Here is a 13,824-nt window from a genome sequence, read left to right on the forward strand (position 1 = left end):
ATTAAGGTTGAAATTATTTTAGGTCGTTAATTGCACAGTGGTCCATGTCACCATAATCCAGGTTTTCACCTGCCATTCCCCATATGAAAGTATAGTTACTGGTACCTGCACCAGAATGAATAGACCAGTTTGGTGAAATCACGGCTTCCTCGTTCTGCATCCAGATATGCCTGCTTTCCTGCGGCTCACCCATAAAATGACAAACACTCTGTTTTTCAGGAACTTCAAAGTAAAAATAAGCCTCCATCCTTCTGTCGTGTGTATGTGCAGGCATGGTATTCCATACACTTCCGGTTTTCAGTTCTGTCATTCCCATTTGCAGCTGGCAGGTTTCCAGCACACTGTTCACGATCAGCTTATTGATAATCCGGTGATTAGCGGTCTCCAGTGATCCCAGTTCCACAATATCAGCTTCAGCTTTTGTTACTTTTTTTGTAGGGAATTGATGGTGTGCCGGTGCAGAATTGATATACAGTTTGGCAGGTTTGCTGCTGTCTGCAGAGGCAAACAAGACCTCAGCAGTATCTTTTCCGATATAAAGTGCTTCCTTATAACCCAGCGTATAACTTACCCCATCAGCGGTAACGATGGCCTCACCTCCAACATTGATCATTCCAATTTCCCTTCTGTGCAGAAAATAAGGCGCTTTCAGGGCATCAGGATTCGGAAGAGTTAAAGTTTCATTTACCGGCATTGCTCCACCTACAATATAGCGGTCAAAATGCGACAAAGTCAGGTTAATCTGCTCAGGAACGAACACATCAGTAATCAGGAAATTGCTGCGTAAGGTGGTTGTATCCATTCCTTTTGCTTCAACCGGACTTACTGCATAACGGCTTTCAAAGTTATTCTCCATGGTATTCTATTATAAATTATTATTTCTTGATATATTTTGTTTCATGCCATCAGGCAGATATTCTGCGGATCAATTCCACAGGGGTGATAATCGGCTCAGGGAGACTCCCCCCTTCTTCCTTTTGTTTCAACATTTCCATCAATGCTTTAACCAGTCTGTCGCCCAGTACTGCAGGAAATTGCTCAATAGTCGTAATCGAAGGACTGATAATTGCCGTCACAGGATCATTGGAATACCCCACTATCCTTAAATCGTCAGGCACTGAAATTCCATTTTCTTTCGCAAAGCCCATTGCCGTAACAGCATTCCTGTCACTTGTCACAAACAGGGCATCCGGTTTATTTTTCCCTCTGAACATCTTCCGCATGGCACTGATCGTATGTTCGGAGGTCAGTGGCTGATGATAAATCAGCTCCTCATAAACGGGGAGTGCAAATTGCTTTAGTGCACTTAGGAAACCGGCCGATCTGTCCTGGTATAAATTGGAAGTTAAGGGACCTGAAATCAGGGCAATCTTCTTACATCCTGTTTCTGCCAGATGTTTACCGGCAAGATAACCTCCCCTGAAGTCATCTCCCTTAATGGTACAGGCACCATAGCTTACCGGCGGTACACGGTCATAAAATAAGATAGGAATGTGGTGGTCTGCGAAAATGTCAAAATGACTAAAATCCTGGGTCTGCAAGGTACAGGAAACAATAAGTGCATCCACCCTGGAGGAAAACATGGTTTCTGCCAGGTCTTTTTCCATCAGCAGGTCGTCATTTGACTGGCCAATGATTAAATTATATCCCTCTGCATGCAACAGGTTTTGTATCACCGTTACTGCAGCGGCATGAAAATACATGGAAATTTTCGGAACAATCAAACCAACGGTATTCGTCCTGTTATTCCTCAATCCTGCGGCCATCGTATTTTTCCGGTAACCGAGCTTCCCTGCCATTTCCAGCACCCTTTTCCGGGTTTCTTCTCTTACATTGGAATTGTTATTCAGCGCCCTGGAAACCGTAGCCGGGGACAAATTTAATGCGGCGGCTAAATCCAGTATCGTATTGTGCTGCTGATTTTGTTTCATATTTGGAGTTAGAACAGCACTATGAAAAGCTTTGCAATAATAAATCGCAGATTCACTTAAAATAGCTTCTGTATGATAAAACGAATGTATGAAAACGTTTTCATTAAACAAACATTAATCACGAATATGTGACAACAATCAAATTTATCTTCCATACCCTGTTGCAGTGACAGACTTTACTGGCAAAATCATTTTTACAACAGACAGACAAATTGAATTTCACTTTATGACATCAATTCCTACCTTTGTACTGTAACATTTATTATTACAGATGAATAACGTAAAATTTGCCACTGCGATACATATTCTCTCCCTGTTGGCCTATAGCAAGGGGGAAAGATTATCTTCAGAATATATAGCAGGCAGCATCAACCTGAATCCCGCACTGGTTAGAAAGGAAATCAGTTATTTAAGGAAGATGGGCTTTGTCGCCAGTAAAGAAGGCAATGGCGGCGGCTCCTACCTGGCACGTCCCGCAGAAAAGATTCTTCTTTCAGAAATCTATCAGGCGGTAAAATCTTCGCAATTGCTTGGAAAGTATAACAATCCGAATCCAGCCTGTACCATTGGCCGACAGATCAATGGGCACCTGGACCATCTTTATGCGGAAGCAGAGCGATCTATGCTGCGGGATCTGGAAAAACAGACCCTTCAGGATTTCGTCTCCCGGTTTTAACCCAAATCAGATAGGCAAACAGAACATCAACAATTTTAAATCATATTGGTTCATCCAACATTCTCTAAAAAGAACAGCTAAAGACATCACCCTCACAAATACAATTAAAATTATAAAAACATGAAAATAGCATTAATCGGAGCCTCAGGATTTGTAGGCACAGCAATTTTAAAAGAAGCATTAGACAGAGGTCACCAGGTTACAGCAATTGTAAGAAATCCTGAAAACATCACTTTGGCAAATGATCAGCTGAAAGTGGTAAAGGCCGATATTCTGGATACTGACCAGGTAACCGCGGCTGTAAAAGGTGCGGATGCAGTGATCAGCGCTTATAATCCGGGTTGGAGCAATCCTGATATCTATGAAGAGTTCTTAAAAGGTTCCAAATCTATTCAGGCAGGAACTAAAGCTGCAGGAGTGAAAAGATATATTATCATTGGTGGTGCAGGAAGTTTAGAAGTTGCTCCAGGGTTACAAGCTGTAGACACGCCTGATTTCCCGGCAGCCATTAAACCAGGTGCATCTGCTGCACGCGATTACCACAACATCGTCAAAGAAGAAACGGAATTGGACTGGACATTTTTTAGTCCTGCATTTGAGATGCACCAGGGTACTTCCGGTGTACGTACCGGTGTGTACCGCACAGGATTAGACACTCCGGTATTTAACGAGGAAGGAAGAAGCATTTTATCAGTAGAAGATCTGGCTTTAGTGATCATAGACGAACTCGAAAATCCTCAACACATTAAAGCACGTTTTACCGCTGCTTATTAAGCGTAATAACCACTGAAGGATTTATCAGCAGGTAATTAAAACAGAAAAGTTCCGTCATTACAACGGAACTTTTCTGTTTCATAACTGTTCAACCCACTCTGACAGGACAATACCTCAATACACACTAAATTAAAACCACTCAAATTACTGCACAAGAATATCCCATCTTCATAAATTAATACAATTTGAAATGCAGTGATATTATATACCCAATAAAACTATCCCTGATAAAATAAAAGCGCTTTCTCATTTCTACTGTTCTTAATACCATTGATGAATCTGTTTGCCTGACGAAGAAACTCTTCCTGAACACAACAAATTTATGTCATACACAAATATCAAATCTTATCATATCATAAGAAATGACCATGCTTACTATTATTTGTGATCAATATGTTTTATGGAATGCCAAATTTTGTTACGGAATGTAAAAATTATGCGAAGAATAATAGTTGATGATGAGGCCTTTAAGATTAATACCTCAGATATCGCTCATTTAACCAGGTAACACCTCTCCTTTTGAAAAATCTTTAAACAGCCTCCTAGCCCCCTATTACCGATAATATTTCCGACAAAAAATAAATTTCAGAAACTGTAAAATAGATTTGCATTTGATTTTTTGTTTTCTATCTTTGCAGCCCCGCAAGGGAGAAACGGACCGGTAGTTCAGCTGGTTAGAATGCCGCCCTGTCACGGCGGAGGTCGCGGGTTCGAGTCCCGTCCGGTCCGCAAATAAAAAGAGGCTGTATCAAATTAGATGATGCAGCCTTTTTTATTTTAATAAGTTTTGTACCATCTCTGGACACCAACGCGTTCATTTGCATTTTAGTCATCTGATTTTGAAAAAGGTCAATGAAACAGCTCTTTTAGGCTGCTTTTTTTCTGATATTTTGTGCAATTGCGAGTAAGCCCCATTCGATGGCCACTTTTTCCTTTCCACGGAGCCTAAAGCGGCGGAACCCGTGGTTCTGTTTGATATTTCCGAAGACAGGTTCTACATCATAACATCGTTTCTTTCGCCGCTGTATTCCTTCTTCGCTGTTCAGCTTTTCGAATGCGTTTTGCTTAAGCCTGTTCAGGTTTTCATTGATTTCAATGATGCGGTTCTCTTTTGATTTATGGCAAACTGCTCTCATAGGACAGTTTTCACAATTCCTTGCCTGGTATCTTTTAAGGGTTTGCTTAAAGCCTGTTGTCGTCTTTTTTGTGTAAGACCCGATTGACAGCATTTGCTGGCCCATTGGGCAGATATAACAATCCTGCTGCTGGTTATAAAAAAGCTTGTCTGCCCCAAAAGGAGATTTGCTGTTGTACTTACCCTTCTGCTGTTTATCGAACATGCCATATTTCACAAAAGCCTCAACTTTCTGATCTTCCAGCAGTTGGTAGTTTTCCTCAGAACCATAGCCTGCATCTGCTGTAAGTTTCTTTGGTGCTTTTCCAAAGCTGCTTACGTGTTGTTCCAGGTGGATCTTCAGGGTAGTCGTGTCGGTTGGGTTGGGATGTATCGTGTAATTGACGATAAACTGGTTAGAGGTAGATATCTGTACATTATAGCCGGGCTTCAGCTGTCCGTTTTTCATGTGGTCTTCTTTCATCCGCATGAAAGTAGCATCTGTATCTGTCTTGCTATAACTGTTTCTCTCGCCCAAAATAGCCTCCTGAGCTTCATATCTGGCTATATTCTGCGGATAATTTTTAGTTACATAATTTAGCTTATCCTTCACTTTCTTGTCTATATCTTTCCGCCCGGCAAGCTTTTCATTCAGCTGCTCTACAGCTTGCTTTACCTTCTCACTATCAATCTGTTTAAAATCAGGCGGCTCAGGCATCTTGTCTTCATCACTGGCCACCTGTTGCGCATATTCCCAAATGTGGGTCAGCTGCTTTTTCATTTTTTCCTTATTGGTCTGAATGGATTTCTTCCAGACAAAAGTGTACCTGTTGGCACTAGCTTCGATCTTAGTCCCGTCGGTATTGATTTCCTCAATGCTTAATAAGCCTTCAGCGGCAAGTAGTTTTACCACATCCTCAAATACACTGCGAAGGGCATGTTTCAGGCGTACACCCCGGAAACGGTTGATGGTATTGTGATCTGGGTAGCTCATGGAGCTCAGCCACATAAAGTAGATGCTTTCACGGCAAGCGGCAGCCAGCTTACGGCTCGAATAGATATTGGTGAGATAACCATAAACCAGAACTTTAAGCAAAAGTTGGGGATGATAGCTGGAACTGCCTTTAATGTGGTAGGCTTTTAGAAGAGGTTCTATACTAATCTTATTAATCACCTCATTTACAACTCTAACAGGATGGGAATCAGGAATTAATTCATCAAGAGTGGGCGGGATGGCAAGAATCTGCTGTTGGTTATAGGGCTTAAATACGGGTTCTCTGATTGCCATATCTAGTGTGTTTTAATACATTAAATATATGAAAATCAAATAATTGAGTCAATAGCGCTGCGAAAAAATGTTATAAAAAATAAGCAGAGACAGAAGCTATAAATAAAAAAAGAGGCTGATCATGATTTATGATACAGCCTCTTTTTTGTTTTTGGGTTCGAGCCCCATATTCCGGATCAAGGATCAAGCGGAACTCTTGAGGGAGGTTATAAATTTAAGCGTAAATTTTAGAGAACCTGAACATAAAGATTTATTTGCTTCCCTCAAGACAATTCCGCTCCTTAACATATTTCAGACCAGGGTAATAAAAATTATGTGATCTGGGGGCATAACAGTTGCTGATCAAGTTTAATCGACGGTAATGTTGTATATTTGAATAAATATCAGTTCAATATTATGGCCACTAATAAAAAACATCGGCTCATATTTGAGTTATCCAAATCGGAGCGCGAATCACGTCTGAAGAGTGCATTAAATGAGGTTATTCAATTGACCGTCGATCTGCAGAAGCCTTTCGTATATAGGAATAAACTGTGTATCCAACCTAACTTCTTTATCCATGAGTATCCGAATGGAAAGAAATTCCTCATTTCACAGAACCAGGAAGATTCCAAGGAAAGTGTATTGAGAGAGCTAGCCTGATTCTATGAATAACTTAAGGCTTTTTGATTTATCGCCCCCACCCCAAATATTCAGTTTTTCGCGAATCAATGCCAAATGTTGCAGGATGAGTGTTGATTTTCGCATCATGCGTTGATTCATTCATGAGTCATTTACAATCAGCATTCCTACTTACTGAAAAGATCAATATAGTACCAGCTATATACTTATCCCAGATATGACAGCTCAATCACCGCAATTGCTACTGCATTTCTGGTAGACCAGCATGTCCTTTTGGTTTTACACCATGAATGAAAACAAGGGGATTTTTCGATTTTGACCTTGGTCAATGTTTTTTAAATGAATTTACTGCAACTTTGAAGTTTAAGCACTATAATATAAGAATGATAAGGGCGCTTGCGGATTTAATACGAATGAAAACGGCTTTAGATGAAGAGCGACTGGAAAGGGTAATTTCCTGCTTCAAACCGCTTAAGGTAAAGAAAAACGAGCATTTATTGCTGCAGGGCGGAGTGGCTAACCGGCTGTTCTTTATCCATAAAGGTTGCCTGCGATTGTATTACAGCAATGATGACCATAGTGTAGCGACACGCTTTATGGCATTTGAGCATACCTTTTTAACTTCTGTCATCAGTTTCATTTCCAGGGAACCTGCTCCGGAGTATATACAAGCCGTGGAGGCCTCGGAACTTCTGGTGATCTCCCATGATGATTTTTTTCGTTTGAGAGAAACCATTCCGGAATGGGATAAAATGTACATCTATATTCTCGAATACGGATTAACCGTGATCACCTCCAGATTAAGTACCCTCCTTACTCAAAATGCAACTGAACGCTACCGCAGTTTGTTAAAAAACAATCCTGAGCTGATCCAGAGATTATCGAATTCAAATCTCGCAGCTTACCTGAATATATCACCAGAAACACTCAGCAGATTAAAATCGCAGATATAGTACTGCCGATGCTGCTCAACCCATATAATTTTTTAAGATGAGAAGTGACGAAGTAAAAAAAGGGCACCAAAGAACACCACACCGTTCATTGTTCAGGGCCACCGGATTAAAAGACGAAGATTTTGACAAACCATTTATCGGTGTGGCGAATTCATTCATTGAGATTATACCGGGACACTTTTTCCTGAACAAAGTAGCTGAAATTATCAAAGAAGAAATCAGGGCTAACGGCTGTGTACCTTTTGAATTCAATACCATAGGTGTCGACGATGGCATTGCAATGGGACACGATGGAATGCTGTACTCCCTGCCCAGCAGGGAACTCATTGCCAGCTCTATAGAAAGTGTAATGAATGCCCACAAACTTGATGCAATGATCGCCATTCCAAACTGTGATAAAATTGTACCGGGTATGATTATGGGGGCACTCAGGGTAAATGTCCCCACTATCTTTGTCAGTGGCGGTCCAATGGCAAAAGGGTATAAGAAAGACGGCACTCCGATCGATCTGGCAACGGCATTTGAGGCTGTAGGTAAACATGAAGCCGGAAAAATCAGTGATGAAGAACTCCTTGACATTGAGTGTAACGCCTGTCCGAGCGGAGGAAGCTGTTCCGGGATGTTCACCGCTAACTCGATGAATACCCTGATGGAAGCAATGGGAATCGCACTGCCTGGAAACGGAACCATCCTGGCGCAGACTAGCGAACGTGAAGCACTGTACAGACAAGCTGCCCGGAGAATCTGCGACATTGCAAAGGACAGTGCGGCAAGGGAAACTTTTAAACTAAAAAACATTCTAAATGAAAATGCAGTAAGAAACGCTTTTGCCGTGGACATGGCGATGGGCGGAAGTACCAATACGGTCCTGCACATGCTGGCCATTGCCAATGAGGCCGGGGTCGATTTCCAGCTGAAAGACATCAATGAAATCTCCAGAAACGTTGCACATATTGCCAAGATCTCTCCTAGTCTGACAACGGTTCACATGGAAGATATCAACAAAGCCGGGGGCGTGAATGCCGTGATGAAGGAGATGACAAAAAGAGGTCAGCATGTCCTGGCAAATAACCTGACGATCAATGGAGAAACCTTACTGGAGAAAATTGCCGATGCAGAAATCAAAGATGAAAATATCATCCGCACAATAGATAATCCATATAGTCCTGTCGGGGGACTGGCAATTTTGTATGGGAACCTGGCTGAAGAAGGAGCTGTGATTAAAACAGCGGGAATTACTGGCGACAGGGTCATTACCGGCAAGGCCGTATGTTTTGATGGGCAGCCCGAAGCGATTGCAGGCATCCTGATGGGGAATGTCAAAGCTGGTGATGTTGTAGTCATCCGGTATGAAGGCCCAAAAGGCGGACCAGGTATGCAGGAGATGTTAACACCGACAAGCTTGATCATGGGGATGGGGCTGGGAAATGCCGTTGCTCTTATCACAGACGGCAGATTCAGTGGAGCCACGCGTGGTGCATCCATCGGACACGTCTCACCGGAAGCTGCCGAAGGAGGAATGATCGGATTGCTCAAAGATGGTGATGAAATTCATATCGATGTGGACAACTACATTTTATCCGTAAATCTGGAAGATGAGGAGATTGCCCGAAGAAAAGCTGCATTTGTTCCGCTGAAAAAAACCTTAACATCCAGGTGGCTTGGTCAATACAGGGCATTGGTAACGAATGCCAGTAACGGCGCTGTACTGAGAACAGATCTGTAATCCCCTTTAAAATAACAAGTCTTATTTACGAGCTGTTAAACAACAGTTGCGGGTCTGCAAATTTTAAAGAAAAAATCGAAAATCCTGTTCATCCGATGTAGACAGGATTTTCGATTTACAGTCCTCATTACAATGAATTCCGTAAGGTTAAACTAAAAGGCACCTCAATATGTTCCTGGGAATTTTTCAGGATCAGTTGTGCGGCAAGACTGCCCATCAGGCTAAAATTCGTGGAAATCGTCGTAATGCCTTTCAAAATATACTTTTTCATGGGTGTTTCATTATAAGAGATAATCCCAAGTTGTTTTCCGGGAATCAGATTTAATGACTCCATACGCTCAATAATAGCGACCAGGTCTTCTTCCCTCAGATTGATATACGCTTCTCCCTCCATCACAGGTTCGGTGGCTACGTTATGAAACACGCGCCCCATAAATCCATACTGCTGACAGAATTTTAAAAATCCCTTGATAATTTCCCTCGGATAATAACTGTGCACCGGAAAAATAAGCTTCAGCGTATGGTACTTATTGAGCTCTTCCACTGCCATTTCCAGTGATTTAAAGATATTATTCTCAAAATCTTCATAAACTGCCGCACAGCCCCCATGAATTCCCGGTAATTTGTTATCCAAAATAACCAGCTTGTGACTGGGAATCGAATTGATGATTTCACATGCCCTTTCCCCTCCTTCTATGAAATGCGGAAGGATTACAAAATGCGAATACTGATCCAGCTTGTCGCTCAGGAAATTCTCAAAAACGGATAAATCATTGTGGTAAATAAACAGATCGGCTGGCACATCAGTTCCAAGAGTCTTCACAAACTCATCATACACTATCTTTTTATACGTACTGAACTTGTTAAACAACAGACACACTTTTAAGGTCTGCCTGCACTCACTGTTGCTCACGTAAAAACCTTTTCCGGGTACCGATTTAAGGACACCTGCCCGTTTCAGATTTTTATACGCTTTTTCTGCTGTATCCCTGGAGATTTCCAGCGCACTGCTGATGTCACAGATAGACGGTAGTATATCATTTTTATGAAATGAACCCGCCTCTATGGCAGATATAATATAATTGGTTAACTGAATATATTTTGGTGTGGCAGAGCATTCATCAATGCACATGTGTTTGAAAGAATTAATCAGTCTCATCTTATCGTAATTATTTTTATATCTTCTTACCTAATCGTTCATTACATCATTTTTTTCAGGCCTTCCCACTTCACCTTCCACTTTCCATCTTTTGGAAAGCCAGGAGTTTCAGCAGTATTTCCATCCCAGCCTGCGCACATCATGGCTACTGCGGTAAGTAAACCGCCATTCCCTGGTAAATAAATCCGCAGCCTGCCATCCTGGTAGTTGTGTCCGCTGGCGAGATACGTATTGGTACGGATATTCATCATCAGTGCATCTACGGCCCGTTCAGGCATCCCTAACCGGGCTGCAGCCATTGCCGTCATCGGAAAATCCCATCCCCAGGTATCACTCCAGGTCCAGGTATCCCACACCAGTCTGAATGTTTTCTTCATGACTGCTGTATCCAGTAAACTGGTTTCCGGCAACATTCCATAAGTCCCCAGCACGGAAGGATGGTCTGTTTTATATTCAGGATTGGTATACGAATCTGTTGCACTTTCTGTGGCCAGATAAACACCATTCTGTTTCGGCAAGGGAGATAAATTCGCCAATACATCCGCCCATTTTTTATCTGCTGCGAGCCCCAGCCTGTTGCGCCATTGCTGTGCGGTGCGCAATCCCCATTCCCAATAGGCCAGCTCATAAGTCGGATTAAAGGTTTCGGCCGCTTTAAAACGTTCCTGTGCAGGAATCAGACCTGGACCCAATACATAATGTTTCGTCCTGTCATTGTACTGTGCAAAGGATGCCATAAAATCTGCCGTAGCAAACACCAGGTCTTTATACTTTTCCAAGGTATCCTTATCGGGATGGGCACGGTATAACAGTTCTGTAAAGGTGATCAGGTGAGGCTGTTGCCAGATCAGCATTGCTCCTACGGAGGAAGGGCTTTCATTGCCGTTATGATCAGTCATCTTTTGCCAGCGTACCCCCTCAAAGCCCTGTCTGGCTGCAATCTTAGCAGCATTTCCCTTCACCTTAAAATACCAGTTTGTACTTTTCGACAGGATTTCAGGTCTTCCCCATAAGGCGAAATGAAAACTATGCCACCAGTGCATCTCCAGATGGGGTTTCCCAAACCAACTGTTGTAAGTTAAACCTGTTTCCTGCGGAGGAAAGTTACCCGAACACTGAATTTTTGTGAGGTATTGCGACAAAATGATCCGCCGCTCCAGCTCCTTCGCCCGGGAGTCTGTACAATCACTGAAGTCTATTGCCGCACCACCCAGCCAAAACGCTTTCCATTCCTGAACGCTGTTTTCCTGTACTTCTGAAAATAAGGGGAGGGTAGTTTTACTTTGCTCCTGACTAAAAAGACAGGTAAAGGCAAAAGTACCGGATTTACGATCCGGGCTGATCGTGAAATGATGCGCTGACCTGGAGCTGATCACTCCCCCCTGCTGCCAGGAAAAAGAGGTGAAATATGCTGCTGAATCCAACTGATGTTTGATCACCGCCTGTTTATCACTTTTACTGACAATCGATGAATGGTGCTTTTCAGGATTTTTCCAGTTGTCACCCGAGTCACTCCAGGTACCCGTTGGATAGGAGAACCGTAACCTGACTTTTAAGCGGCCCTGAGCGATCAGGGGCGACTTGATCTGAGCAGAAATCAAATCATCATGCTGGTGTGCAACAGTAAGGACTTCCACCAATGTACCTTCAAATGTGAAGGAACTGCTGATCAGCCCTGTCCATGGGTCGAGTTGCTGTCTGATATTTTTAAGATCTCCTGCCTTTGCTAAATTTCCTTTGGAAGATCTTAACTCCAGTCCCACGCTACCCAGCTGCAAACGGTGAACATTTTGCCTGTACCAGTCTACGGCATCTTTACTGCGCTTAGAAGTATTGACCTGTACGGAATAAGGTACTTTCCGTCCGAATTGCTCCACACCACGATAAGATTCCTCAATCCTGTAGCCCGCCGTATCTTTGAAAGTATCCCATCCCCATTCTGACTGTGTTCCTAAAGGGACTCCTTTATCATACGCTTCCGGAAAAGTTTGTAATCCCGTGACATCAACAGTAAAGGCGAACTTACCATTTCCTACAGAAAGTGAGGATAAGGGATCCAGCCTGTTCACCTTCACTATATGCCGCTGAACCAATGCCTGACGATCAATTTGACCGTGTACCAGGAAGGGGAATAACATGACCAAAACGAGCGTAACGGCTTTGTATCTTTTTATCATTAATGTTTTCATCAGGATATATTTTTTTTTAAAGGTGATGAAGCGATCACATGCCTATTCATTGCTGTTTGTAAGCGGTAGGCTTATGAGGGTTTCATCAGTAAATATTTGCTTTTTATCTCTCTTTATTTAATCAGGCTGTTGATATAATTTTCCAGATGGGTGTATCCCGAATCACTGATCACATTCCCGTCAGTGGAATCATTGGCATTCAGCTTGTGTCTGACTTCCCATCGATCAGGTATTCCGTCATGATCGGTGTCTTTAGGCGCAGAAAACTTCGCTTTTATCTCTGGCTGTCCACCGGCATCTGCTTCCGTTTTAAATATCTGTCCCCGTTTCCCCATACTTTTGTAATAACCGACAATCCTTTGGTCCACTGCATCGCGTACCATTGCTGCTCCTGCTTCTTTCAACACAATTTTACAAGCCTCGGCAGCAGGAATAACGGGTGTTTTACTTTTGGCAAGAAGTGTTGGTTCAGCCAGCAGTGTAGCCTTTTCTTTTCGAAAATCTGCATCGGTGACCATTCGACCGTTGAGCTTCCCATCTTTATTCAGATCAGCATAATTGCCCTTATGATACACATGATCGGTAGCCGTAAACATGCTCAGGAAATCGGGAGTAGAAGATGGTCCGGCAATAAAGTAATTGCCTGCGAGATCCTGAAAATGGTCTGCACTGGAATGTCCGCCGACAAACCCGCTTTTACCCCAGTTGTAAATCACATTATTAATAAATTCTATGCGGGCTTTAGCTTTGGGATTCCGGCTTTGATTTCCCGTAAAAAGACTACGATAAATCGTGACATCCACCGGCACCTCCAGCAGTGCCCCGAAACGCTGGGGATCTATTCCTTCCGCAATCAGGCAATACTGAAGCGTTACATTCTTACTCTGTTTGATATGCAGGTTATCCCAGCGTCCCCACGTTATGGAAACATGGTCGAAAATGATATCCCGAAGATGATCTGCAATCACCGTACAGGTACCTTTGGACATGTTTATACTTCCCCGGAAACGGATATAACGCACAATTGTGCTGTCAGAAAAGGAAACACCATTGCCATAAATGGTAATCCCGGAACCAGGGGCAGTCTGCCCTGCAATAGTAATCCTTGGCGCAACCAATACCTTATCCGATATACGGATCACTCCGGAAACATCAAAAACTATTGTTCTCCCTGGCTGACTTACAGCATCTCTGAAAGAACCCGGACCGGAATCATTCAGGTTAACGACATGAACTACCGTCCCGCCCCGTCCCCCGGTTGCAAAACGTCCGAAACCTTGTGCACCGGGAAAAGCCAGTTGCTGGGCACCGGCCTTAAAGGTAATACCGGCAAACAGAAAGGCAACAATGAATATACGTAACATAATGTTGAATTAACAGATCGTCACTATCC

The 13,824-nt window shown here is 42.9% G+C and carries 11 protein-coding genes and 1 tRNA gene; 6 read left to right on the forward strand and 6 right to left on the reverse strand.

Features of this window, described 5'->3' with window-relative positions:
* Positions 1–13: 13 nt before the first annotated feature.
* Both kduI and ACSBL2_RS16145 read right to left on the reverse strand, forming a co-directional pair.
* Entirely contained in the window at positions 14–856 is an 843-nt protein-coding gene (kduI, locus tag ACSBL2_RS16140; RefSeq protein WP_442587577.1) for a 5-dehydro-4-deoxy-D-glucuronate isomerase, read from the reverse strand.
* Positions 857–905: 49 nt separating this feature from the next.
* The gene (locus ACSBL2_RS16145) at positions 906–1,931 is read right to left on the reverse strand and encodes a LacI family DNA-binding transcriptional regulator (RefSeq protein WP_442587578.1); all 1,026 of its coding nucleotides are present in this window, start codon (positions 1,929–1,931) and stop codon (positions 906–908) included.
* A gap of 271 nt (positions 1,932–2,202) precedes the next feature.
* On the opposite strand from ACSBL2_RS16145, the gene ACSBL2_RS16150 reads away from it, so the two are divergent.
* From ACSBL2_RS16150 to ACSBL2_RS16160, 3 genes are all read left to right on the forward strand, one after another.
* A complete protein-coding gene (locus ACSBL2_RS16150) occupies positions 2,203–2,607 on the forward strand; it encodes an Rrf2 family transcriptional regulator (protein ID WP_442587579.1) in 405 nt (134 codons plus the stop codon).
* A 120-nt stretch (positions 2,608–2,727) separates the two neighbouring features.
* Positions 2,728–3,381: an NAD(P)-dependent oxidoreductase gene (locus tag ACSBL2_RS16155; RefSeq protein ID WP_442587580.1), complete on the forward strand. Its 654-nt coding sequence runs from the start codon at positions 2,728–2,730 to the stop codon at positions 3,379–3,381.
* A gap of 655 nt (positions 3,382–4,036) precedes the next feature.
* A tRNA-Asp gene (locus tag ACSBL2_RS16160) sits at positions 4,037–4,110 on the forward strand.
* A 137-nt stretch (positions 4,111–4,247) separates the two neighbouring features.
* On the opposite strand, the gene ACSBL2_RS16165 is transcribed toward ACSBL2_RS16160, so the two are convergent.
* Positions 4,248–5,783: an IS1182 family transposase gene (locus ACSBL2_RS16165; RefSeq protein WP_442587581.1), complete on the reverse strand. Its 1,536-nt coding sequence runs from the start codon at positions 5,781–5,783 to the stop codon at positions 4,248–4,250.
* Between the two features lie 396 nt (positions 5,784–6,179).
* On the opposite strand from ACSBL2_RS16165, the gene ACSBL2_RS16170 reads away from it, so the two are divergent.
* The 3 genes from ACSBL2_RS16170 to ilvD all read left to right on the forward strand — a co-directional run bounded on the left by ACSBL2_RS16170 (position 6,180) and on the right by ilvD (position 9,083).
* Positions 6,180–6,425 (forward strand): hypothetical protein, encoded by a 246-nt coding sequence (locus ACSBL2_RS16170; RefSeq protein ID WP_442587582.1) that lies wholly within the window; start codon positions 6,180–6,182, stop codon positions 6,423–6,425.
* 392 nt (positions 6,426–6,817) lie between these two features.
* Positions 6,818–7,357 carry a Crp/Fnr family transcriptional regulator gene (locus ACSBL2_RS16175; RefSeq protein ID WP_442587583.1) on the forward strand — a complete coding sequence of 180 codons (540 nt, stop codon included), beginning with the start codon at positions 6,818–6,820 and terminating at the stop codon, positions 7,355–7,357.
* A gap of 37 nt (positions 7,358–7,394) precedes the next feature.
* A complete protein-coding gene (gene ilvD / locus ACSBL2_RS16180; RefSeq protein WP_442587584.1) occupies positions 7,395–9,083 on the forward strand; it encodes a dihydroxy-acid dehydratase in 1,689 nt (562 codons plus the stop codon).
* Positions 9,084–9,210: 127 nt separating this feature from the next.
* Here the strand turns inward: ilvD and ACSBL2_RS16185 are convergent, their stop codons facing one another.
* The 3 genes from ACSBL2_RS16185 to ACSBL2_RS16195 all read right to left on the reverse strand — a co-directional run bounded on the left by ACSBL2_RS16185 (position 9,211) and on the right by ACSBL2_RS16195 (position 13,795).
* A complete protein-coding gene (locus ACSBL2_RS16185) occupies positions 9,211–10,242 on the reverse strand; it encodes a GntR family transcriptional regulator (RefSeq protein ID WP_442587585.1) in 1,032 nt (343 codons plus the stop codon).
* Between the two features lie 41 nt (positions 10,243–10,283).
* Positions 10,284–12,431 (reverse strand): hypothetical protein, encoded by a 2,148-nt coding sequence (locus tag ACSBL2_RS16190; protein WP_442587586.1) that lies wholly within the window; start codon positions 12,429–12,431, stop codon positions 10,284–10,286.
* Positions 12,432–12,544: 113 nt separating this feature from the next.
* The gene (locus ACSBL2_RS16195) at positions 12,545–13,795 is read right to left on the reverse strand and encodes a pectate lyase family protein (RefSeq protein WP_442587587.1); all 1,251 of its coding nucleotides are present in this window, start codon (positions 13,793–13,795) and stop codon (positions 12,545–12,547) included.
* Between the last annotated feature and the right edge of the window lie 29 nt (positions 13,796–13,824).

Origin of the sequence: Pedobacter sp. AW31-3R (assembly GCF_052180285.1) — a bacterium.
GTDB lineage: Bacteria > Bacteroidota > Bacteroidia > Sphingobacteriales > Sphingobacteriaceae > Pedobacter.

Bases quoted from the DNA above. Each gene is read 5' to 3' on its own strand.
- ACSBL2_RS16150 (WP_442587579.1), top strand. From the start codon at position 2,203: ATGAATAACGTAAAATTTGCCACTGCGATACATATTCTCTCCCTGTTG.
- ACSBL2_RS16165 (WP_442587581.1), bottom strand. From the start codon at position 5,783: ATGGCAATCAGAGAACCCGTATTTAAGCCCTATAACCAACAGCAGATT.
- ACSBL2_RS16155 (WP_442587580.1), top strand. From the start codon at position 2,728: ATGAAAATAGCATTAATCGGAGCCTCAGGATTTGTAGGCACAGCAATT.
- kduI (WP_442587577.1), bottom strand. From the start codon at position 856: ATGGAGAATAACTTTGAAAGCCGTTATGCAGTAAGTCCGGTTGAAGCA.
- ACSBL2_RS16185 (WP_442587585.1), bottom strand. From the start codon at position 10,242: ATGAGACTGATTAATTCTTTCAAACACATGTGCATTGATGAATGCTCT.
- ilvD (WP_442587584.1), top strand. From the start codon at position 7,395: ATGAGAAGTGACGAAGTAAAAAAAGGGCACCAAAGAACACCACACCGT.
- ACSBL2_RS16190 (WP_442587586.1), bottom strand. From the start codon at position 12,431: ATGAAAACATTAATGATAAAAAGATACAAAGCCGTTACGCTCGTTTTG.
- ACSBL2_RS16170 (WP_442587582.1), top strand. From the start codon at position 6,180: ATGGCCACTAATAAAAAACATCGGCTCATATTTGAGTTATCCAAATCG.
- ACSBL2_RS16195 (WP_442587587.1), bottom strand. From the start codon at position 13,795: ATGTTACGTATATTCATTGTTGCCTTTCTGTTTGCCGGTATTACCTTT.
- ACSBL2_RS16145 (WP_442587578.1), bottom strand. From the start codon at position 1,931: ATGAAACAAAATCAGCAGCACAATACGATACTGGATTTAGCCGCCGCA.
- ACSBL2_RS16175 (WP_442587583.1), top strand. From the start codon at position 6,818: ATGAAAACGGCTTTAGATGAAGAGCGACTGGAAAGGGTAATTTCCTGC.